Raw genomic sequence first — 22197 nt, forward strand, 5'->3', positions numbered from 1 at the left:
GTGTTCCCCTTGGTCCGTCGGCTACAATGCCGGCGTGCAAAAAATCCTGATTGTCGGCAGCGGGGACGTGGCCCGCCGCACTCTCTCCCATCTTGCCCGCCGCTATCGCGTTTACGCCTTGTTGCGCGACGCCGGCCGTGCCGCCGCGTGGCGGGCTGCCGGTGCCATACCGCTGCTCGGTGATCTCGACGATCGCGCCAGCCTGCAGTGCTTGAGCGGCCTGGCCGATCTCGTCCTGCATCTGGCGCCACCGCCCGGCGAGGGCCGGCGCGACAGGCGTACCCGCAACCTGCTGGCCGCTCTGGGCAAGAGCAAAAGTCTACCACGGCACCTGGTCTACGTAAGCACGACGGGGGTTTATGGGGATTGTGGCGGTGCCCAGATCGACGAGACCCGGCGCCTGCATCCGGAAAGTCCGCGCGCGCTTCGTCGCGTTGATGCCGAGCGCTGTCTGCGTGACTGGGGCAAACGCAATGCGGTCAGCGTTGCCATCCTGCGTGCCCCCGGCATCTATGCTGCCGACCGTCTGCCCATCGAACGCCTGCAGAAAGGCCTGCCGGCACTGCTTGAAGCGGATGACGGCTACACTAATCACATCCATGCCGATGATCTGGCGGCGGCCTGCATTGCCGCGCTGGCTCGGGGGCAGGCGAACCGCGTCTACAATGTCGTCGATGATTCCGATCTGCGCATGGCCGATTATTTCGACCGGGTCGCCGATGCCTTCGCGCTGCCGCGCCCGCCACGCATCTCGCGCGGGGAGGCCGAAAGGACACTGCCGCCGGTACAGATGTCCTTCATGCGCGAATCGCGCCGGATCGGCAACGACCGGATCAAAAAAGAACTTAAATTGCGTCTCGCATACCCGACGGTCGACGCCGGGATCGCCGAGGCCGTTCGCTCTAGGAGAAACGCATGCTTGTCGTGAAAGCCTTACACATTTCGCTGGTGGTCGCCTGGTTCGCCGGCTTGTTCTATCTGCCGCGGATCTTCGTCAACCTGGCGATGGTCCCGGCCGATAGCGCGGCGGAACGCGACCGCCTGCTGTTGATGGCCAACAAGCTGTTCAAATTCATGACGCCACTCGGTGTATTGGCGGTGGCGACCGGCCTCTGGTTGTGGCTCGGTTTCGGGTTCGCCGGCGGTTGGCTGCATGCCAAGACGGCGCTGGTGCTGCTGCTGGTGATCTACCACTGGCATTGCAGCCGCGTGCTCAAGGCTTTCCTGGCCGGTACCAACAAGCGCAGCCACGTCTGGTTCCGTTTTTACAATGAAATGCCGGTCCTCGTGCTGTTCGCCGTGGTCTTTCTCGTCGTCCTGAAACCTTTCTGACATGAACAAATATTTCGCGATCTGCCCGCGCGGGCTGGAAGAATTGCTGGCTGATGAACTGCGGGGTGTCGGCGCCGAAGAGCTGCGCCCGACCCACGGCGGCGTTTTTTTCTCCGGCGACTGGAGTGTCTGCTACCGCGCCAATCTCGAGTCGCGCCTCGCGACCCGTATCCTCTGGCACATCGTCAAGGGGCCGTACGCCAAGGAAGAGGACATTTACCGGCTGGCCGTCCGCCAGCTCTGGCCCAATCATTTCGCGGTGAGCCGGACGATGCGCGTCGTGACGACGGCGATCAAGTGTCCGCTCAAGTCGCTCGACTTCGTCACCTTGCGCGTCAAGGACGCCGTCTGCGACCGCTTCCGCGAGGATCGCGGCGAAAGGCCGAATATCGAGACGCGCAACCCGGACGTCAGCATTCATGTCTTCCTCAGCGAAAACGAGTGCACCCTGTATCTCGATACTTCCGGCCAGCCGCTGTGGCAGCGAGGTTTCCGCAAGGCCAGCGTCGAGGCGCCACTGAAGGAAAACCTGGCCGCCGGCATCCTGACAATGACTGGCTGGCAACCCGGAATGTCGCTGGTCGACCCGATGTGCGGTAGTGGCACCTTCCTGCTCGAAGCCGTGCAGATGGCGCTCGACCGGGCGCCCGGTCTGGATCGCGGCTTCGCCTTCGAGATGCTAGGCAACTTCGAGGCACTGAACTGGGCCGCCATCCGGCAGGCCGCCGAAGCACGCGTCAAGCCAGCCGAGCCGCTGGCGATCCGCGGTTACGACATCGACGACAAGGCGGTGCGGGCGACCCGGCGCAATCTGCAGGAAGCTGGTTTTGGCGGCATCGTCACGGTCGATCATGCCGATATCCTGGAACTCGAACCGCTGACCGAGCAGGGCATCCTGGTCACCAACCCGCCCTACGGCGAACGGATCGGCGAGCAGGATGAACTGGCAGCCCTCTATCCGCAACTCGGTTCGGCCCTGAAAAAGCACTGGGCAGGCTGGAACTGCTTCTTCTTCACGGCCGACCTGCGCCTGCCCAAGCTGGTCGGCCTCAAGCCCAGCCGCAAGACGCCGCTGTTCAACGGACCGCTGGAGTGCCGGCTGTTCGAAATCCGCATGGTGGCGGGCAGCAATCGCAAAGCCTGATGGCGGCGATGTAATTTGAATACAATCTTGATTTTGGTCAGCCACGTGGGCTGACCATCGTGCGAGCATTTGCCCTTTATATAAAACAATGAGGAGATAGCAAGAATGTCCGTCCAGGCTCTTTACCAGCAAAAGCGCATGTCTGCCGCCGATGCCATTCGCGTCGTCAAGAACGGCGACACCATCGTCGTGCCGACCGCGGTGGGCGAACCGCCCGCCTTGCTGACCGCGCTCTCCGAAGCGCGCCGCGATTTTCGTGACGTCAAGGTGTCGCAGATTCTGCCGGTGCGCAAGTATGCTTATTTCGATCCCGAAACCGCCGAGCACGTCCGGCACACCGCCTACTTTTTCAGCGGTGCTTCACGGGCCGGCGGCCAGGAAGGCTGGATCGATTTCATTCCGGCCTATTTCTCCGAACTGCCGGGGCTGATCAACCGCGATCTGACGCCGGCCGATGTCGTCTTCTCGATCGCCTCGCCGATGGACGAGCACGGGTACTTTTCGTTGTCCTTGGCCGCCGACTATACGATGGCGGCCATCGAAAAGGCGCGCGTCGTGGTCCTCGAGGTCAATCCCAACGTTCCCTTCGCCAATGGCGACTGCCATATCCACGTTTCCCAGGTTGCCGCGCTGACCGAGAGCGAAGATCCGATCCTTGAAGTCGGCCTGCCCAAGATCGGCCCGGTGCAGGAAGCGATCGGCAAGTACGTCGCCGACATGATTCCGCACGGCGCCACGCTACAGATCGGCTATGGCGGCATCCCGGACGCCGTGGTGATGCAGCTGACCGACAAGCACGATCTCGGCATCCATACCGAAATGGTCGGCGACGGCATCATGACCCTGGTCGAAGCCGGCGTCATCACCAACCGCAAGAAGAACTACCACCACGGCAAGATGCTGGCCACCTTCGCGCTCGGCTCGAAGAAGCTCTACCAGTTCATGCACCGCAATCCGGCGCTCGAAATGCATCCGGTCGATTTCACCAACGACCCCTATCTGGCTGGCCAGAACGACAACCTGCATGCCATCAATGCCACCATGCAGATCGATTTCATGGGCCAGTGCGGCTCGGAAAGCCTAGGTTTCGCGCCGTATTCCGGCACCGGCGGCCAGGCCGACTTCGTGCGGGCCGCGAATCGCTCGAATGGCGGCAAGTCCTTCATCGTGCTGCCATCCACCGCCAAGAACGACACCATCTCGCGCATCGTTCCGACGCTGTCGGCCGGTACCCACGTGTCGACCAGCAAGAACGACATCAACTACGTCGTCACCGAGTTCGGCGTTGCTCAACTGCGTGGCAAGACGGCCAAGCAGCGCTGTGAGGCCCTGATCGGCATTGCCCATCCGGACTTCCGCGGTGAACTGCGCGATGCGGCCAAGAAGATGAGGCTGCTCTGATTTCAGCACGGCCCAGCGCTTACAAAATGTAGCAATTTAGTTCGCCCGGTCTGCCGATAATTCGCTATCTTGAAAGCGATTATCTGGAAGATCGGGTGTAGCAATGAGAGCGCAAAAAATCCTGGTGGCGCTGCTGGTTATGATGATCGTCGGGACCGGTGGCGCCTTGGCGCATGGCGGTCGGGCGCGGGTCGGCGTCTACTTCGGCCCGATGTGGAGCCCTTGGTACTATCCGCCGCCCTATTACTATGAGCCTCGGGTCGTGGTCGTGCCACAGGCACCACCGCCGGTCTATATCGAGCAGTCCGATGCGGCCGCGGCCCCCGCCTCGGGGCAGCAATACTGGTACTACTGCAAGAGTGCCAAGGGCTACTACCCGTATGTCAAGGAATGTCCAGATGGCTGGCAGAAGGTCATGCCGGAGCCGGCGAGGTGATCAAAGTGAATCTCAGCAAATCATTCAGGCTGCGGGCCTGCGCCATTTCCGGCGGGCTCCTGCTCGGCGCCTGCACGGTGATGCCGACCGGCCCCAGTGTCATGGTCCTGCCCGGTACGGGCCAGACCTTCGAACGTTTTCGCGATGACGACGCGACGTGCCGGCAATATGCCTACTATCAGGTCGGCGGCAAGAGCGCCGATCAGGCAGCGAAGCAGTCAGCGGTGACCAGCGCCGTGGTCGGCACCGCAGTCGGTGCCGTAGCCGGTGCTGCGATCGGCGGCGGCCGGGAAGGTGCGGCGGTAGGTGCCGGCGCTGGATTGCTGCTCGGTAGCGCTGTGGGCTCCGATACCGCCCGGAGTTCAGGAATAGGCACCCAGAACCAGTACGACAACGCCTACATCCAGTGCATGTATGCCCGCGGGCACCGCGTTCCGGTACCTGGCAACATGACCTATTCGAAACCGGTAAGGGCAACCGATGCCGGCATTCCGCCGCCGCCCCGGGCGCTCCACCCCCACCGCCCCCGACGCGGTAAGGGCGGGCCGAGATCAGGCGACGCCGGCGCTGTGCGCCTGCTGATCCGCCCAGTAGCTTGAACGCACCATCGGTGCGCAGGCGGCGCCAGTGAAGCCCATTTTCTTGGCTTCTTCTTCGTACATCTTGAAGATGTCGGGATGGACGTAGCGCGACACCGGCAGGTGATGGCCGGTCGGCGCCAGGTACTGGCCGATGGTCAGCATTTCGACGTCGTGGGCGCGCAGGTCGCGCATGACGTCGAGGATTTCCTCGTCGGTTTCGCCGAGGCCGACCATCAGGCCGGACTTGGTGGAAGTCTTCGGGTAGCGCGCCTTGAACTGCTTGAGGAATTCCAGCGAGTGCTTGTAGTCGGCGCCGGGGCGCGCCTGCTTGTAGAGGCGGGGCACGGTTTCCATGTTGTGGTTCAGGACGTCGGGCAGGGCGCCGCCGAGGACTTCCAGGGCCACTTCCATGCGGCCGCGGAAATCGGGAACCAGGGTTTCGATGGTGGTGCTCGGCGACAGTTCGCGGGTATAGCGGATGACGTCCACGAAGTGTTGGGCGCCGCCGTCGCGAAGGTCGTCGCGGTCGACGCTGGTGATCACGACATACTTGAGTTTCAGGGCGGCGACCGATTCGGCTAGTTCGCGTGGCTCGTCCGGGTTCGGCGGCAGGGGCTGGCCGTGGCCGACGTCGCAGAACGGGCAGCGCCGGGTGCAGATGTCGCCGAGGATCATGAAGGTTGCCGTGCCGCGGCCGAAGCATTCGCCGATGTTGGGGCAGGTGGCTTCCTCGCAGACGGTGTGCAGCTTGCGCTCGCGCAGCATGGACTTGATTTCGCCGAAGCGCCCGGCGCTATTGCCGGCCTTGACGCGAATCCAGTCCGGTTTTTTCAGGGGCTGGTCGACCGGCACGATCTTGATGGGGATGCGTGCGGTTTTCAGTTCGCCTTTTTGTTTGACGCCTTTTTCAGCCATGTTGTTTATCCAGTTGCTGTAGCAAGTAATGAGAGAGTCGCTCGCCGGCCTCGTGAGCGGTGAGCGGAATGTTGAGATCGGCGGTCTGCACGACTTTCAGGCCAGCATAGCCGCAGGGGTTGATCGCCGTAAATGGGGAAAGATCCATATCGACATTGAGCGAAACGCCGTGGTAGCTGCAACCGTTGCGGATACGCAGTCCGAGCGCGGCCACCTTGGCATCGCCGACATAAACGCCGGGAGCTCCGTCGCGGCGCTCGGCGATGACGGCGTATTCGGCCAGCAGATCGATGACCGCCTGCTCGATGGCGGTGACCAGTTCCCGCACCTTGATCTTCAGGCGCGGCAGGTTGAGTAGCAGGTAGATCACGACCTGGCCCGGACCATGGTAGGTGACCTGGCCGCCACGGTCGATCTTGACGATGGGGATGCCGACATCCTTGAGAATGTGTTCCGGCTTGCCGGCCTGGCCGAGCGTATAGACCGGCGGATGTTCGACGATCCACAGTTCGTCCGGCGTATCGGCCGTCCGCCTGGCCGTGAAGTCCTGCATGGCCTGGAAGGTCGGCGCATAGTCGACTTGACCGAGCCGTTTGACCAGCAGATTCACAGCACTACTTTGATCAGCGGGTGACCACTGAGGTCCGTATATAGCGCATCGAGTTGTGGCTTGGAGCGGGCGATGACCGTGCACGTCAGGCTGACGTAGTTGCCGCCCGAACTGGCGCGCATCTCCATGGTGGCACCGTCGAAATCGGGCGCGTGCAGGGTGACGATCTCGAGCACCACCTGGGCGAGCGTGTCCTCCGCCTTGCCCATGATCTTCAGGGGAAATTCGCAGGGAAATTCGAGGAGCGTGTCCTTGTACGAAGCCATCTCAGCCTTTGCGCATTACGGTGTTCTTGAAGTCCTGGTACCACTGCCACATCCGCTCGCCGACCGGTCCGGGCTGGCCGGTGCCGACGAGGGCGCCGTCGAGGGTGGTGATGGCCAGGATTTCCTTGGTCGATGAGGTCATCCAGACCTCGTCGGCGGCGCGAAGTTCCCCTTCGCTGATTTCGCGAACCACCAGCGCCTGGCCATGCTGCTCGGCCAGTTCGAGAATCACGTCGTACGTGATGCCGGGCAGCATCTGCTGGGTCTTGGGCGGGGCCAGCACGACGCCGTCCTTGACGACGAAGATGTTCGAGGCAGCCCCTTCTTTCAGAAAGCTGTCACGGATCAGCAAGGCTTCGGCGCAGCCTTCTTCCACCGCTTGCTGGCGAGCCAGGACATTGGCCAGCAGCGAGATGACCTTGAGGTCGCAGCGCGCCCAACGCTGGTCGGCGACGGTGATGGCGGCGACGCCCCGGGCCCGGACGTCGGCCGGCGTGGTCACCAATGGCGAGGCGAAGGCGAGGCTGGTCGGGGTGACCGAGGCCGGCGGGAAGGCGTGGTCGCGCTTGTCGTCGGCGCCGCGCGTGACTTGCAGGTAGATCGACTGATCTTCCCAGGGTGCTGCCGCGATCAGTTTCTCGACGACGGCTTTCCAGTCGCCAAGGGAGAGCGGGTTGGCCAGGCGGATGCCGGCCAGGGTCGCCTCCAGTCGCCGCAGATGTTCCTCGATCCGGAACGGCTGCCGGGAATAGACCGGAATGACTTCATAGACCCCGTCGCCATAGAGAAAACCCCGGTCGAGCGGCGAAATGCCGGCCTCGGCCAGCGGCAGGAACTGGCCGTTCAGATAAACGGGATCGGCGACGAATGGGGTCATCAGTCTCAGTTGAACCAGAGTTTCACGGAATCGACGGTACGTCCGAAGATGCCGGCGAGCGGCACATTTTCAAGAGCGGCAACCGGATATTCGCTGTAAACCTTGCCGTCGATGCTGACTTTCACAATGCCGACTTTCTGGCCGGCCTGAACCGGCGCCATCAACGGTTGCTGCGCGATGAACTGGGCCTGGATCTTGTCAGCGTAGCCTTTCGGCACGGCAATGATCAGGTCAGCGTTGAAGCCGGCCTTGACTTGGCTCTGCGCGCCCTTCCAGACGCGCAAGGTCGAAACGGCCTGCTCCTTGGTATACAGCGAGACGGCATCGTAGGACAGGAAGCCCCAGTTGAGCAGCTTCAGCGATTCGGTGGCGCGGGCGGAATCCGAACTGGTGCCGAGCACCACCGAGAGCAGGCGGCGTTTGTCGCGCATGGCCGAGGAGATCAGGCAATAGCCGGCGGCCTCGGTGTGGCCGGTCTTCACGCCATCGACCGTGGGGTCGATCCAGAGCAGGCGGTTGCGGTTGGGCTGGGTGATGTTGTTGTAGCGGAATTCCTTCATCGAGTAGTACTTCTTGTAGTCCTCGGGGAAGTCGCGGATCAGCGCACTGGCCAGGATCGAGAGGTCACGTGCCGTGGTGTAGTGCTGCTGGTCGGGCAGGCCGGTGGAGTTCATGAAGTGGCTGTTTTTCATACCCAGGCGTTGGGCTTCGCGGTTCATCATCTGCGCGAAGTTTTCCTCGCTGCCGGCGATGCCCTCGGCCAGCGTGACGCAGGCGTCATTGCCGGACTGGACGATCATGCCCTTGATCAGGTCTTCGACCGGAACCTGGGTGTCGACCCGGACGAACATCTTGGAGCCGCCGGTCTTCCAGGCTTTTTGCGAGACGGGCAGGGACTGGTTGAGGGCGATGGTCTTCTGGCGGATGGCCGAGAAGGTCAGGTAGGCGGTCATCAGCTTGGTCAGCGAGGCCGGTTCCAGGCGCTCGTCCGGCTTTTCGGCGCTGAGCACCTGGCCGGAGCCGATTTCGAGCAGCAGCCACGATTTGGCGGCCAGTGACGGGGGAACGGGCAACTGCTGGGCAAGGGCCTGAGCGGCGAAAAAGTGGCTCACGGCAAAGAGGAAAATCAGGCGAAACAGCGACATGGAATTTTTGCTTTGGAATGCGTTGGGGGGTGAAATTATACCCCCGGCTCGCTGGCACCCTGGGGCTCCGTGGCGCAAAGGACCTCGATGGCCGGGTGGCGAATGCGCCGTTCGTTGGAGATGGCGTAGATCTGTTCGCTGACGCCGCTCATCGGGCCCAGGGGCTGGGCATTGAGCTGGCTGGCGATCTGGTCGGCCAGGGCCAGCGGGGCGGGAAAAATGCCAAGCCCCCCACGGCCGAAGGTGTTGAGCAAGGCACTGTCCTCGAATTCGCCGACGATTTTCGGGCGAACACCGGTACTTTCCAGCCAGCGGTCGATCCGGTTGCGTAGCGCGTTGTGCCGGGTCGGGAGCAGTAGCGGGGCGCCATCCAGGCTTTTCGGAAATTCCTTGCTGTAGCGGGCGACCAGTTGTGGCGCGGCGAACAGGCCGGTGGCGAAATCGCCCAGCCGCGAGCTGAATACCTTCAGGTTGCCGCCGACCGGTGCTGCACGGTCGGTCAGCACGACATCGAGGTGGTGTAACGCAAGGTCGGCGAGCAGGGTTTCGAACTCACCCTCGTCGCAAATCAGCCGGACATCGGCTGGCATCTCGGTGACTTTCGAGAGCAGACGATAGGCGAGCAGCTTGGGAATGCCGTCGGAGATGCCGGCACGCAGCCGCAGGGTCGATTCGCTATCGCTGCTCTGTACGGCATCGACCAGAGCGTCTCCCAACTGGAAGATCTGGTCGGCGTAACCGAGCGCCACCCGCCCGGCTTCGCTCAAGACCAGCCCCCGCCCCTGGCTGTTGAACAAGGCCTTGCCGAGCTGGCGTTCAAGGACGGAGAGTTGGCCGCTGATTGTCTGCACGGCAACGCCAAGGCGTTCGGCGGCGCGCGTAATGCTGCCTTCCTGGGCGACAACCCAGAAGTAGTGGAGATGCTTGTAATTGAGTGGTGTCATTTGTTCAGCAGAAAAAACCGAATGATTATTCAATTTTCCTACGGTTTTTCGGGTTTGTGCAATGCAATACCATGACGCCCGTTTTCTTCATTCAATGGAGTTCGCCATGAAACGCGTTTTACTCTTCCTTGCTACCAACCTGGCCGTCATGCTGGTCCTCAGTGTGGTCACCAGCCTGCTCGGCGTCAATAAATTCCTTACCGCCAACGGTCTCAACCTTGGCATGCTGCTCGCCTTCTCGGCGGTGATCGGCTTCGGCGGCTCCTTCATTTCGCTGCTGATGTCGAAGACCATGGCCAAGTGGAGCACCGGGGCGCGTGTCATCGAATCGCCGAGCAGTTCGACCGAAGTCTGGCTACTCGATACCGTCGCCCGTCTGGCCGAGCGCGCCCAGTTGCCGATGCCGGAAGTGGCGATCTACGACGGCGAGCCGAACGCCTTCGCTACCGGGGCGAGCAAGAACAGCTCGCTGGTCGCGGTGTCCACCGGCCTGCTGCAAAGCATGACGCGCGAGGAAGCCGAGGCCGTGCTGGCGCACGAGGTTGCTCACATCGCCAACGGCGACATGGTGACCCTGACCCTGATCCAGGGTGTGGTCAATACTTTCGTGATCTTCCTGTCGCGGGTCGTCGGCTACCTGGTCGATTCCTTCCTGCGCCGCAACGATCAGGAAAGCAGTGGCCCGGGCATTGGCTACATGGTGACCAGCTTCATCTGCGAAATTGTCTTCGGCATCCTGGCTAGCATCATCGTTGCTTGGTTCTCTCGCCGTCGCGAGTTCCGCGCCGATGCCGGCGCCGCCCAACTGATGCGTTCGCCGTTGCCGATGCAGAACGCGCTGCGTCGTCTGGGCAGCCTGCATACCGAGCCGCTGCCGCAAAGCATGGCGGCCTCCGGCATTGCCGGCGGCCAGGGCTGGATGGCCTTGTTCTCGACCCACCCGCCGCTCGAAGAGCGGATTGCCGCGCTTGACCAGGCGCGATGAGCGACGCGTGGCATGGGGTTTGCTGAACGACAACTTATGATGCATTGCACAAAAATTATCACGCTGGCTTGCGGCTTGAGCGCCACGCTGGCGTTTGCTGAACCGACCTACGACCTGGCCGGGCTGGAAACGCTGGCCATGGCGTCCAGCCGCTCGGTGCTGGCGGCACGCGACCAGATCACGGCGGCGCGCCATGCGCTCGATAGCGCGGCTGCCTTTCCCAATCCCGAATTGGAGTATTTGAGCGGTACGGCGCGCGGGCGCAATCCCGGTGCCGCGACCGGCGATGCGCGCAGCCTGGCGCTGACCCAGCCGCTCGACATGCCGTGGCGGCGGACTGCCCGGATCGGTAGTGCCGAGGCCGGGCTGGAGGCGACGACGGCAACCGTTCGCGCTTTCGAGGCCGACCTCCTGGCCCGCCTGCGCAGCCGCTATTTCGAGGTGCTGCGCCGTGAGGCGGAGGTGAAGAACGCTCGTGAAGACGTTGCCTTGGTCGAGAGTGTGCGCTCACGTATCGCATTGCGGGTCGAAACCGGTGACGCTGCCCGTTTCGAACTGATCAAGGCCGATGCGGAGTTGCTCAACGCCCAGAAAACGGCGCAGGCGGCGGGTTTTCGCGTCGAACAAGCGCGCTCCCAACTGCGTCAGGCGGTCGGTAATGCGTTACCCGCCGAATTCGCACTGACCGGCCGTCTCGGCCAGGTGCCGGAGGTGCCGCCGCTGGCCAGTCTAAGCCAGCAAGTGGGTCAAATGAGCCCGGACTTGGTGCGCGCCCGCGCCGAAACGGTGCGGGCTCAACGCCAGCTCGATCTCGAAAGGGCGCAGCGCTGGCCGAGTGTAGCGCTCAAGGCAAGCATTGATGAGGATCCGGATGTTCGTGCCTCGAAGCTCGGCGTCGTCGTTTCGATTCCGCTCTGGGATCGCCGGCGCGGCCCGGTTGGTGAAGCGGCAGCGCAGCTGGCACGGGCCCGCAATGAACTGGCCGCCCAGGAGTTCTCGCTCGGCCAGACCCTGGAAGTCGCCTACCAACAGTACGAAATTGCCGAGGCCATGGTGACCGCGCTCGAATCGGGCATCGTCAAGCAGGCGGAGTCGGCGCTGAAAGTGGCGGAGGCCGCCTATCGCTTCGGCGAGCGCGGCTTCCTCGACGTGCTCGATGCCCAGCGCGTGTATCGGGCGGCACGTGCGGAACTGATTGCCGCCCGCTATGAACTGGCCACGGCCTGGGTGGATATCGAAAGACTACGGGCGACCCCCGGTGGAACAAAAGAATGAAAAAAACTCTGATCATGATTCTGGCCGCAGCCCTGCTGGCCGGGTGCAACAAGGACGATAGCAAAGCCGCGGCCCCGCAAGTCGCCGATCCGGCCCTGGTGACCCCGGCCCCCGAGTTGCTGGCCCAACTCAAGCTGGCCGAAGTCAGCAGCCAGCCGATTGGTGAGACCTTGCGTGTCGCCGGCCATATCGATTTCGACGAGCAGCGTCTGGCCCGTATCGGGGCGACCGTTACCGGCCGCGTCACCCAGATCGACGCCCTGCTCGGCAAGGAAGTGCAAAAGGGCGAAGTGCTGGCCCGTCTGAACAGCAGCGAGCTGTCCAGCCAGCAGCTGGTCTACCTCAAGGCGCGGGCGCAACTGGAGCTGAACCGGCGCAACGCCGAGCGGGCCAAGGCGCTGTTCGATGCTGACGTGATCGGCGCCGCCGAATTGCAGCGCCGCGAAAGCGAATACCAGATCTCGGTTGCCGAGACGCGGGCCGCGGCCGACCAGCTGCAATTGCTGGGTGTCAGCCCGACCGCGATCGATCGTCTGGGCCGACATGGCGCTGTCGATTCGGTGACCCCGGTCGTCGCGACACTCAGTGGCGTGGTCGTAGAGCGCAAGCTGGCCCAGGGCCAAGTCGTGCAGCCGGCCGATGCCCTGTTCGTCGTCGCCGACCTGTCGCGACTGTGGGCAGTGGCTCAGGTCCCGGAGCAACAGGTCAGCCAGGTCAAGGCCGGGCAATCGGTCAGTATCGAAGTGCCGGCGCTGGGTAATGAAAAATTGGTCGGCAAGCTGATCTACGTTGGTCAGACGATCAACCCGGAAACGCGGACCGTCCTCGTCCGCACCGAACTCGATAATCGCGATGGCCGCCTGAAACCCGCCATGCTGGCTTCGATGTTGATCGAGGCGAAGCCGGTCGAACGACTGGTTGTACCGGCTGGAGCCGTGGTTCGCGAAAACGATGAAGACCATGTCTTTGTCGCCGAGGGGGAGGGGGTCTTCCGTTTGCTCAAGGTCAAGCTCGGTGTCGAGCAGGGTGGCCAGCGTGTCGTGCTGTCCGGGCTCAAGGGCAAGGAAAAACTGGTCGTCGACGGCGCCTTTCATTTGAACAACGAGCGTAACCGCAAGGAAATGGAGGGCGCGTGATCGAGTCACTGGTTCGTGCGGCGCTCAAGCAGCGCCTGATTGTCGCGGTGATTGCCACCGTCCTGCTCTTTTTCGGGTTGGATGCGGCGCGCAAGCTGTCGGTCGACGCTTTCCCGGATGTCACCAATATCCAGGTCCAGATTGCCACCGAAGCGCCGGGTCGTTCGCCGGAAGAGGTCGAGCGCTTCGCCACCGTGCCGCTCGAAGTGGCGATGACCGGCCTACCCGGGCTGGAGGAAATGCGCTCGCTGAACAAGCCGGGCCTCTCCCTGATCACGCTGGTTTTCAACGACAAGACCGATCTCTATTTCGCCCGGCAACTGGTGATGGAGCGTCTGCTCGAAGTCGGCTCGCGCATGCCGCAGGGCATTACGCCGGTGCTCGGGCCGGTTTCGAGCGGTTTGGGCGAGGTTTATCAATACACCCTGGAGCGCCCGGATGATGGCGATCGGGCGCTGACCGAGGATGAACTGATGCAGCGGCGGACGGCCCAGGACTGGGTGGTACGGCCACTGTTGCGCTCGATTCCCGGGGTGGCCGAAATCAATTCGCAGGGCGGCTTTGCCAAGCAGTACCAGGTCCTGGTCAATCCGGACCGCCTGCGCCATTTCGGGGTCAGTATTGCCGATGTCTATCAGGCGGTCGGCCGCAATAACGCCAATGCCGGCGGCGGCGTTCTGCCGCAGTATGCAGAGCAATACCTGATTCGCGGCGTCGGCCTAGTCAAGGATCTCGACGACTTGCGCGCCATCGTGCTCAAGGAAAAGGACGGCGTACCGGTTTACGTGCGCGACGTCGCTGAAGTGAAGATCGGCCATGAAGTGCGCCAGGGGGCGGTGATCAAGAACGGTACGACCGAGGCGGTCGGTGGCGTCGTGATGATGATGACCGGCGGCAACGCCAAGGCGGTGGTCAGCAGGATCAAGGCGCGGGTCGATGAAATCAACGCCAAGGGCATGCTGCCCGACGGCCTGAAAATCGTCGCCTATTACGACCGGTCGGAACTGGTTGATGCCGCCTTGTGGACGGTCACCAAGGTCTTGCTGGAAGGTGTCGTGCTGGTCATCGTCGTCCTTTTCCTGTTCCTCGGCGATGTCCGCTCCTCGCTGATCGTGGTCGCGACGCTGGTCCTGACGCCCCTTCTGACCTTCGTTGCCATGAACAAGCTGGGCATTTCCGCCAACCTGATGTCGCTGGGTGGCCTGGCCATCGCCATCGGCCTGATGGTCGACGGTTCGGTGGTGGTCGTCGAAAACGCCTTTCTGCAACTCGGGCGCCATACCAAGTCCGGCGAGAGCCAGTTGCGGATCATCCTGCACGCCGTGGTCGAGGTTGCGACGCCGGTGATTTTCGGCGTCGGTATCATCATCCTCGTCTTCCTGCCGCTGATGACCTTGCAGGGCATGGAAGGCAAGATGTTCGCACCGCTCGCCTACACGATCGCCATCGCGCTGGCCATTTCGCTGGTTCTCTCGCTGACCCTGACGCCGGTGATGTCCACCTACCTGCTGAAGCCGCCGGCCCACGATGGGGACCACGACACGCGCCTGATCGCCGCGATGAAGCAGCGCTATCTGAAGATGCTGCACTGGGCGCTGGGCAACGAGAAGAAAACCGTGATCGCGGCCGTCGGGGTCTTTCTGCTGACCGTCGGCACGCTGCCTTTTCTCGGTACCGCCTTCATTCCGGAGATGAAGGAGGGCTCCGTCGTGCCCGGTATCAACCGGGTGCCGAACATCTCCCTCGACGAGTCGATCAAGATGGAAATGGAGGCCATGCGCCTGGTCATGCAGGTGCCGGGCGTCAAGTCGGCCGTTTCCGGGGTCGGTCGTGGCGAATCGCCGGCCGACCCGCAGGGATCGAACGAGTCGACCCCGATCGTCAGCCTGAAGCCGCGCAGCGAATGGCCGTCCGGCTGGAGCCAGGACGATATCCAGGATGCCATGCGCGAGAAGCTGAAGGCCTTGCCCGGCGTCCAGGTGGTGATGGCGCAGCCGATTTCCGACCGGGTCGACGAGATGGTGACCGGCGTGCGTTCGGATATCGCGGTCAAGGTCTTTGGCGATGATCTCGATCAGTTGAAGAAGATCGCCGGTCAGGTCGGCAAGGTCGCGCAGGCCCTGGAAGGCGCGCAGGATTTGCGCATCGAGCGGATCAGCGGGCAGCAATACCTGTCGCTCGAGATCGACCGGCAATCCATCGCCCGCCTCGGCCTCAATGTCTCGGATATCAACGATGTGCTGGAAACTGCCATCGGCGGCAAGGTGGCGACCGAGATTTTCGAGGGCGAGCGTCGCTTCCCTGGCGTCGTCCGACTGCCCGAGGCTTTTCGCAATAATGTCGAGGCGATCTCCAATGTGCTGATCACCTCGCCGAACGGTGCCCAGGTACGCCTGACCGATGTCGCGAAAATTCGCATCATGGATGGTCCGGCGCAGATCTCGCGCGAACTCGGCAAGCGCCGTATCGTGATCGGGGTCAACGTCAAGGATCGGGACCTCGGCAGCTTCGTGGCCGAGTTGCAGCAGAAAGTCGAGGCGCAGATCAAGTTGCCGGAGGGCTATTACCTGGAGTGGGGCGGTCAGTTCCAAAACATGGAGCGGGCCTTGGGGCACTTGACGGTGATCATCCCGATCACGATCGCGGCGATCTTCTTCCTGCTTTTCCTGCTTTTCAATTCGCTGCGCTATGCGACGCTGATCATTACCGTGCTGCCCTTTGCATCGATCGGCGGCATCATCGGGCTCTTCATTTCCGGGGAATATCTTTCGGTGCCGGCTTCGGTGGGCTTTATCGCGCTGTGGGGGATCGCCGTGTTGAATGGGGTCGTGCTGGTATCCTATATTCGTGGCTTGCGCGAAGACGGGCGCACCGTACAGGAGGCCGTGATCGAAGGGGCAACCCTGCGTTTCCGGCCGGTGATGATGACGGCAACCGTCGCCATGCTCGGCTTGATCCCCTTTCTGTTCTCGGATGGGCCGGGCTCGGAAGTGCAGCGCCCGCTGGCGATCGTCGTGATCGGCGGCCTGATCACCTGCACCCTGCTGACGCTGCTGGTCTTGCCGACCATTTATCGCTGGTTTGACGAGGAGAAAGTGGAAGCATGAAAGAGATCAAGGCAGTCATTCGCCCCAACAAGCTCTCGGCATTGCGCGACGCGCTGGTCTCCCTGCCCGGGTTTCCCGGCATGACGGTGACCAAGGTCGACGGTTGCAGCGCCCCAACCCGCCATGTTGCGCGGCACACCATCAAGGACGAGCTGACCGATTACACGGCCAAGGTGCGAGTCGAGATCGTCGCCCCGGACGATGTCGCCGAGGCCATTTTTCAGCGGATTACCGAGGTGGCAAAGACTGGCCATTACGGTGACGGCCTGGTCTGGATGACCGAACTGGAGAAAGCCGCTTTTATTTTCAAAAGCACGCCAGGTCCGGATTGAGCGAGGGAATGGAGTTCTTCTATTACTTAAGTAAAGCGTGAGGGATTTCACGGCGGGAATTTGTCATTTTTCCTAGAATCGATACTTATAAGCTGTGTCATCTGGTACAGCGATTTGTCGAGGGTTCATGGAATCTGTGCTCAATCCCGCTGCCGGCATTACGCTGATGTCGCCGGTCGAACTCCAGGAGGGGGTGGCCAGCCTGTCGCGCGGAGCCTATTTCAAGGAGGCGTCGCTCGACATGACGCTGAGCATCCTCACCGAGTCGGCGGCCCGGATGGCGGGGGTCGAGCGGGTCAGCATCTGGGCCTTGACCGACGATCAAAGCGAGTTGCGCTGCCTGGAGCTCTACGAACTGACGACGGGGCAGCACAGCTGTGGCGGCGAGATCGGCGCCAATCGTTATCCCGCATATTTTCGGGCCTTGCGTAGCGAGAACTGTATAGCGGCCGACGACGGCTATCTGCATCCGTCGACCTTCGAGTTTGCGGTCGACTATCTGCCGCAGCACAAGATTACCGCCATGCTCGATACCCCCATCCACATTCGTGGCGAGCTGCAGGGCGTGCTCTGCCTTGAGCAGGTCGGATCCCGCCAGCCGTGGACGACTTCGCATCGTCTCTTCGCGCACGCCGTGGCCAATCTGGTGACCCTGGCGCTGGTCGAGTACGAGGCGGAAGAGGCACGGCGCCTTGCCTTGAAGGCGAATGAACGCCTGAAAGCCGTGTTCGATGCCTCGCGCGATGCCTTGTTGCTGACCGATGGCGACAGCGGCGTGGTGCTCGATGCCAATCGTCAGGCCGAAAGCCTGTTTGGCTGCACCCGGCGCGATCTGGTTGGCAAACGCCAATCCCAGCTCTATCCGGAATCCATCGGGAGCGAGGTCGTCCGGAATTTTCGCCAGGTGGTCGACGGGCAGCGGCATTCCGATCTGGTCAGCGAAATTCAGCGCAGTGACGGTACGCTGCGGACGGTCGAAATCACCACCGAGGTGGCCGATCTGAGCGATGGCCAGCGTCTGGCGCTGGAGATCTTTCGCCCGCTCTAGTGCCAGCAGTTGATTTTATGGTACTAGGCGTCGACCACGGCAATGGCTGCGGCCAGGTTGTTCAGGCGTTCTTCGATGCCATGGCGCATTTCCGGATTGTCTAGATCGAGAGCTGCATTGACGATGCCGGCCAGTTGGCGGGCCTGATCCATGATTCCATAAAGTTCGAGATGCTCTGCCTGCTGCGCGATCTGGGCGGCTTCGGATTTCAAGGCATAGGCGTCCGGCGGCAGCACGAGCAGGGCATCGCGCATATGTTCGATGTGCTCACGGGCTTCGTCGGCGAACAAGTGATCGAGCACCGGCGACCGTTCGCTGGTACCCGGATGTGGCGCCAGGGCCGCTTCCAGGCGCTGGGCGAAATGGTCCACGCGGCTGGCAAAGGCCTCGTGTTCAAGGCCGCCCGGCTCGACCAGGCATTCGATGCTGGCGCTCAGCGCGGCGATCAGGCGCGGCGGCATCTCGTGCTGTTCCAGGTGGTCGGCGGCGCTCGCCAAAGCTTCGCCGAGGCGCAGGCAACCGCCGTCGGCGGCCTCCAAGGCCACGCCATAGAGAGCGAAAATGGCCGGACGTACGTAATCGATGCCCTGGCTATGGCGATTCGACCAAGCCGTGGCCAGCCGTTGCCCGGCGTCCATCCAGCGCTGATTGAGCGCACTGTCGAAACGGGGCCGTCGGGGCTTGGCCAGCCAGGGCAGGATGGCGGCAGTCGCCTCGAGGGTCGGGGCGAGCGCCGCACGAGTTTCCTCGAGATCGTCCTCGGGGATGTCGGCCATGCTTGTCTTACTGAGCGGCCAGCTTGGCGAAGGCCGAGACGACTTCCGGCGGGGCCTGCACCAATTCGATCAGCACGCCTTCGCCGCCGATCGGAAATTCTTCGTTGCCCTTGGGGTGCAGGAAGGTGATGTCGAAACCGGCCGCCCCCTTGCGGATGCCGCCGGGGGCGAAGCGTACGCCATTGGCCGACAGCCATTCGACGGCCTTGGGCAGGTCGTCGATCCACAGGCCGACGTGATTGAGCGGCGTGGCATGGACGGCCGGCTTCTTTTCCGGGTCGAGCGGCTGCATCAGGTCGACTTCGACCTTGAATGGTCCGCTGCCCATGGCGCAGATGTCCTCGTCGACGTTCTCGCGCTCGGAAACGAAGGTGCTGGTGATTTCGAGGCCGAATTTCTCGACCCACAAAGTGCGCAGCTTTTCCTTGGAAGGGCCGCCGATGGCGATTTGCTGGATGCCGAGAACCTTGAACGGACGTGTCATGAGTGGATTCCTGTCGGTGATTGAAAGACGTAATCCATAATTATAGAGGCTTCCTGCGGTGTGCCGTCACCAGCAGGCCAAGGCCGATCAGGATCATCGGCAGCGATAGCCACTGGCCCATGCTGATCGTGTAGGACTGGCCAAAAATGCCAGCGTCCGGTTCGCGGAAAAATTCGGTGATGAAGCGGAAGGCGCCGTAGCCGATCAGGAAAATGCCCGACGCCGCGCCGCGAGGTCGGGGGCGGGCGGTGTACAACCAAAGGATGGCGAACAGCGCCAGCCCTTCGAGTCCAATATGGTAGAGCTGCGAGGGGTGGCGTGGCGTCATGTCGCCGGCCTGCGGGAAGATCATTGCCCACGGCAGGCTGGGATCGGCGATGCGCCCCAGAGTTCGCCATTGATGAAATTTCCGAGGCGTCCGGCGGCCAGGCCAAGCGGCACCAGCGGCGCGACGAAATCCATGATATCGAGCCAGGCGAAGCCATGCTTGCGCGTCCATAGGGTCATCGCCAGCAAGACGCCGAGAAAGCCACCGTGAAAGCTCATGCCGCCTTTCCAGACGGCGACGATTTCCAGCGGGTGAGCGAGGAAGTAGGCCGGCTCGTAGAACAGCACCTGGCCGAGTCGGCCGCCGATGATGACGCCGAGCATGCCGTAGAAGAGCAGGTCGTCTAGTTGCTCGACGCTGAGCAGGCCAGGGCGGGTTTTGATCCGGTAGCGGCCGAGCAAAATAAATTGAACGAAGGCGACGAGATACATCAAACCGTACCAACGCACCGACAGGGGGCCAAGCGTGAAAGCGACGGGGTCGAACTGGGGGTGAAGAAGCATTGGGGGCGCAGAGTGGGCTAGAATTGCCCGATTATAGTTCGCGCCTTTCGTTACAGAATTTCGGCGCACAGTTTCAGACGGAGAGAGTCATGCCCCAGTACCGTTCCCGCACTTCCACCCATGGTCGCAACATGGCCGGCGCGCGCTCCCTGTGGCGCGCCACTGGCATGAAGGATGGCGATTTCGGCAAGCCGATCATCGCTGTGGTCAATTCCTTCACCCAGTTCGTGCCGGGCCACGTGCACCTCAAGGACCTCGGCCAGATGGTGGCCCGCGAGATCGAGGCGGCCGGCGGCGTCGCCAAGGAATTCAATACCATCGCGATCGACGACGGCATCGCCATGGGCCACAGCGGCATGCTGTATTCCCTGCCGTCGCGCGACCTGATCGCCGACTCCGTCGAGTACATGGTCAATGCCCATTGCGCCGACGCGATGGTCTGCATCTCCAATTGCGACAAGATCACCCCGGGCATGCTGATGGCCGCCATGCGCCTCAACATCCCGGTGATCTTCGTTTCCGGCGGCCCGATGGAAGCCGGCAAGGTCACGGTGCAGGGCCAGGTTGTTCACCTCGATCTCGTCGATGCCATGGTCAAGGCGGCCGACGCCGCTGTTTCCCAGGCTGACCTGGACGAGATCGAACGTTCGGCATGCCCGACCTGCGGTTCCTGTTCGGGCATGTTTACCGCCAACTCGATGAACTGTCTGACCGAGGCGCTCGGCCTCAGCCTGCCTGGCAACGGTACCGTTGTCGCCACCCACGCCGACCGCAAGCAGCTTTTCCTGCGCGCCGGGCGCCAGATAGTCGAACTGTGCAAGCGCTACTACGAGCAGGACGATGCCTCGGTGCTGCCGCGTTCGATCGCCACCAAGGCTGCCTTCGAAAATGCGATGACCCTCGATGTGGCAATGGGCGGTTCGACCAATACCGTGCTTCACATCCTGGCCACGGCGCAGGAAGCCGGGGTTGATTTCACGATGGCCGATATCGATCGCATCTCGCGTTCGGTGCCCTGCCTGTGCAAGGTGGCGCCGATGACCGACAAGTACCACATCGAAGACGTCCATCGCGCCGGTGGCATCATGGGCATTCTCGGTGAGCTCGACCGGGCCGGCCTGCTGCATCGCGACGTGCCGAACGTCCATGCCAAGACGCTGGGCGAGGCGATCGATCGCTGGGATGTCGTGCGTGAACACGACGTCAAGGTGCATGATTTCTACAAGGCGGCGCCGGGTGGCGTGCCAACCCAGGTCGCCTTCTCGCAGGATCGCCGCTACAACGAACTCGATCTCGACCGGACCCATGGCTGTATCCGTAACAAGGCCAACGCTTATTCGCAGGATGGCGGGCTGGCTGTGCTCCACGGCAACATTGCGCTTGATGGCTGTATTGTCAAGACGGCCGGGGTCGATGAGTCGATCTGGAAATTCACCGGCAAGGCGCGGGTTTTCGAGAGCCAGGATACTGCGGTCGAGGGCATCCTGGCCGGGAAAATTGTCGCCGGCGATGTCGTGGTGATCCGCTATGAAGGTCCCAAGGGCGGCCCCGGCATGCAGGAAATGCTCTATCCAACCTCGTATCTGAAGTCGATGGGGCTGGGCAAGGAATGTGCGCTGCTGACCGATGGTCGTTTCTCGGGCGGCACCTCGGGCTTGTCGATCGGTCACGCCTCGCCGGAAGCAGCGGATGGCGGAGCCATCGGTTTGGTAGAGGAGGGCGACACCATCGAGATCGATATCCCGAACCGCCGCATCCATCTGGCCGTTTCCGATGCCGAACTGGCGCGCCGGCGGGCCGCCATGGATGCCAAGGGCGATGCCGCCTGGCACCCGGTCAACCGCGAGCGCGTCGTTTCGGCTGCCTTGCAGGCCTACGCCCTGATGGCTACCTCCGCCGACAAGGGAGCGGTGCGCGACGTGACGCTAATTCAACGGCGTAAATGACTCTGGCCATCTGGCTGGCTTTCCTGCTGGCGGCGGTCCTGATCGCCGTCACGCCAGGGCCAGGGGCAGCCATCAGCATGAGCACCGGCATGCGCCATGGCTACCGGGCGGCACTGGTCGTTATTCTGGGCTTGCAGGCCGCCCTCCTAGTTCAGATCATCATAGTCGCCATCGGTTTCGGCACCTTGCTGGCTGCTTCCGAGACGGCCTTTGCAGTAGTCAAGTTCGCCGGTGCGGCATATCTGGTCTGGCTGGGTATCCAGAAATGGCGGGCGCAGCCCTGCCGGTTGATGGCGGCGCCGCAACGGTGGCGCGTCGGGGGCTTTTTCTCCAGGGATTGTTGGTTAACCTGACCAATCCCAAGGCGGTCATTTTCATTGGCGCCCTTGTCCCACAGTTCATCAATCCGACGAATCCCTTGTTGTCACAGTACGTGACCATCGCCATTACGCTTTGCCTGACCGACCTCGTCGTGATGTCCTGCTATGCGCTGACTGCGGCTCGCCTGGGGCGCTGGCTGCACGATCCCAAGTTGCTACGCCTGCAGAATCGGGCCTTTGGTGCCCTGTTTGTTTCGGCCGGTGCCGCGCTGGCTGTTTCGTCGCCAACTTCTTGAGCAATCGAGG

General features: G+C 62.6%; 23 protein-coding genes and 1 pseudogene. 15 read left to right on the forward strand and 9 right to left on the reverse strand.

What is annotated here, in order from left to right; translation table 11 throughout:
• Nucleotides 1–34 precede the first annotated feature (34 nt).
• From NQE15_RS01995 to NQE15_RS02020, 6 genes are all read left to right on the forward strand, one after another.
• Nucleotides 35–928: an NAD-dependent epimerase/dehydratase family protein gene (locus NQE15_RS01995; protein WP_265946047.1), complete on the forward strand. Its 894-nt coding sequence runs from the start codon at nt 35–37 to the stop codon at nt 926–928.
• Entirely contained in the window at nt 916–1332 is a 417-nt protein-coding gene (locus NQE15_RS02000) for a CopD family protein (protein WP_265946048.1), read from the forward strand. Before NQE15_RS01995 ends, NQE15_RS02000 begins: the two co-directional genes overlap by 13 nt.
• A 1-nt stretch (nt 1333) precedes the next feature.
• Nucleotides 1334–2476, forward strand: coding sequence for a THUMP domain-containing class I SAM-dependent RNA methyltransferase (locus NQE15_RS02005; protein WP_265946049.1), 1143 nt, complete (start codon nt 1334–1336; stop codon nt 2474–2476).
• A gap of 105 nt (nt 2477–2581) precedes the next feature.
• A complete protein-coding gene (locus tag NQE15_RS02010; protein WP_265946050.1) occupies nt 2582–3877 on the forward strand; it encodes an acetyl-CoA hydrolase/transferase family protein in 1296 nt (431 codons plus the stop codon).
• 103 nt (nt 3878–3980) lie between these two features.
• Nucleotides 3981–4313, forward strand: a complete 333-nt coding sequence (locus NQE15_RS02015) for a hypothetical protein (protein ID WP_265946051.1) — start codon at nt 3981–3983, stop codon at nt 4311–4313.
• Between the two features lie 5 nt (nt 4314–4318).
• Nucleotides 4319–4912, forward strand: a complete 594-nt coding sequence (locus NQE15_RS02020) for a YMGG-like glycine zipper-containing protein (RefSeq protein ID WP_265946052.1) — start codon at nt 4319–4321, stop codon at nt 4910–4912.
• On the opposite strand, the gene lipA is transcribed toward NQE15_RS02020, so the two are convergent.
• From lipA to NQE15_RS02050, 6 genes are read right to left on the reverse strand one after another with little or no spacing between them, the layout of a single operon-like run.
• Nucleotides 4865–5809 (reverse strand): lipoyl synthase, encoded by a 945-nt coding sequence (gene lipA, locus NQE15_RS02025; RefSeq protein WP_265946053.1) that lies wholly within the window; start codon nt 5807–5809, stop codon nt 4865–4867. The two genes, NQE15_RS02020 and lipA, sit on opposite strands and share 48 nt — an antisense overlap.
• Nucleotides 5802–6413 carry a lipoyl(octanoyl) transferase LipB gene (gene lipB / locus NQE15_RS02030; protein ID WP_416336524.1) on the reverse strand — a complete coding sequence of 204 codons (612 nt, stop codon included), beginning with the start codon at nt 6411–6413 and terminating at the stop codon, nt 5802–5804. The genes lipA and lipB overlap by 8 nt, the downstream gene beginning before the upstream one ends.
• A gap of 2 nt (nt 6414–6415) precedes the next feature.
• Nucleotides 6416–6685, reverse strand: coding sequence for a YbeD family protein (locus tag NQE15_RS02035; RefSeq protein ID WP_265946055.1), 270 nt, complete (start codon nt 6683–6685; stop codon nt 6416–6418).
• A gap of 1 nt (nt 6686) precedes the next feature.
• Nucleotides 6687–7562 (reverse strand): D-amino acid aminotransferase, encoded by an 876-nt coding sequence (locus tag NQE15_RS02040; protein ID WP_265946056.1) that lies wholly within the window; start codon nt 7560–7562, stop codon nt 6687–6689.
• Between the two features lie 5 nt (nt 7563–7567).
• On the reverse strand, nt 7568–8707 hold the full coding sequence (locus NQE15_RS02045; RefSeq protein WP_265946057.1) for a D-alanyl-D-alanine carboxypeptidase family protein: 1140 nt from the start codon (nt 8705–8707) through the stop codon (nt 7568–7570).
• A gap of 35 nt (nt 8708–8742) precedes the next feature.
• Entirely contained in the window at nt 8743–9651 is a 909-nt protein-coding gene (locus NQE15_RS02050) for a LysR family transcriptional regulator (protein ID WP_265946058.1), read from the reverse strand.
• 106 nt (nt 9652–9757) lie between these two features.
• Here NQE15_RS02050 and htpX point away from each other — a divergent pair, with 106 nt between their 5' ends.
• The 6 genes from htpX to NQE15_RS02080 all read left to right on the forward strand — a co-directional run bounded on the left by htpX (nt 9758) and on the right by NQE15_RS02080 (nt 17534).
• Nucleotides 9758–10636: a protease HtpX gene (gene htpX / locus NQE15_RS02055; RefSeq protein WP_265946060.1), complete on the forward strand. Its 879-nt coding sequence runs from the start codon at nt 9758–9760 to the stop codon at nt 10634–10636.
• A gap of 75 nt (nt 10637–10711) precedes the next feature.
• Nucleotides 10712–11911, forward strand: coding sequence for a TolC family protein (locus tag NQE15_RS02060; protein WP_265946062.1), 1200 nt, complete (start codon nt 10712–10714; stop codon nt 11909–11911).
• Nucleotides 11908–13047, forward strand: coding sequence for an efflux RND transporter periplasmic adaptor subunit (locus tag NQE15_RS02065; RefSeq protein WP_265946064.1), 1140 nt, complete (start codon nt 11908–11910; stop codon nt 13045–13047). Before NQE15_RS02060 ends, NQE15_RS02065 begins: the two co-directional genes overlap by 4 nt.
• Complete coding sequence (locus NQE15_RS02070) at nt 13044–16154, forward strand: efflux RND transporter permease subunit (RefSeq protein ID WP_265946066.1); 3111 nt, start codon at nt 13044–13046, stop codon at nt 16152–16154. Before NQE15_RS02065 ends, NQE15_RS02070 begins: the two co-directional genes overlap by 4 nt.
• Nucleotides 16151–16486, forward strand: a complete 336-nt coding sequence (locus NQE15_RS02075) for a P-II family nitrogen regulator (RefSeq protein WP_265946068.1) — start codon at nt 16151–16153, stop codon at nt 16484–16486. The genes NQE15_RS02070 and NQE15_RS02075 overlap by 4 nt, the downstream gene beginning before the upstream one ends.
• Before the next feature lie 127 nt (nt 16487–16613).
• A complete protein-coding gene (locus tag NQE15_RS02080) occupies nt 16614–17534 on the forward strand; it encodes a GAF domain-containing protein (protein ID WP_265946070.1) in 921 nt (306 codons plus the stop codon).
• A gap of 23 nt (nt 17535–17557) precedes the next feature.
• On the opposite strand, the gene NQE15_RS02085 is transcribed toward NQE15_RS02080, so the two are convergent.
• From NQE15_RS02085 to lgt, 3 genes and pseudogenes are all read right to left on the reverse strand, one after another.
• Complete coding sequence (locus tag NQE15_RS02085; RefSeq protein ID WP_265946073.1) at nt 17558–18310, reverse strand: hypothetical protein; 753 nt, start codon at nt 18308–18310, stop codon at nt 17558–17560.
• 7 nt (nt 18311–18317) lie between these two features.
• Nucleotides 18318–18794, reverse strand: coding sequence for a VOC family protein (locus NQE15_RS02090; RefSeq protein ID WP_265946075.1), 477 nt, complete (start codon nt 18792–18794; stop codon nt 18318–18320).
• Nucleotides 18795–18834: 40 nt separating this feature from the next.
• Nucleotides 18835–19625: pseudogene (gene lgt / locus NQE15_RS02095) on the reverse strand (prolipoprotein diacylglyceryl transferase).
• Between the two features lie 89 nt (nt 19626–19714).
• Between lgt and ilvD the strand changes: the two are divergent.
• Genes ilvD through NQE15_RS02105 form a run of 3 tightly spaced genes read left to right on the forward strand, consistent with a single transcriptional unit; the run spans nt 19715 to nt 22187 of the window.
• Complete coding sequence (gene ilvD, locus NQE15_RS02100) at nt 19715–21571, forward strand: dihydroxy-acid dehydratase (protein WP_265946077.1); 1857 nt, start codon at nt 19715–19717, stop codon at nt 21569–21571.
• A complete protein-coding gene (locus NQE15_RS23765; protein WP_323054941.1) occupies nt 21568–21924 on the forward strand; it encodes a LysE family transporter in 357 nt (118 codons plus the stop codon). Before ilvD ends, NQE15_RS23765 begins: the two co-directional genes overlap by 4 nt.
• Nucleotides 21837–22187 carry a LysE family transporter gene (locus NQE15_RS02105; protein ID WP_323054942.1) on the forward strand — a complete coding sequence of 117 codons (351 nt, stop codon included), beginning with the start codon at nt 21837–21839 and terminating at the stop codon, nt 22185–22187. Before NQE15_RS23765 ends, NQE15_RS02105 begins: the two co-directional genes overlap by 88 nt.
• Nucleotides 22188–22197 lie beyond the last annotated feature (10 nt).

Origin of the sequence: Dechloromonas sp. A34 (assembly GCF_026261605.1) — a bacterium.
Lineage (GTDB): Bacteria > Pseudomonadota > Gammaproteobacteria > Burkholderiales > Rhodocyclaceae > Azonexus.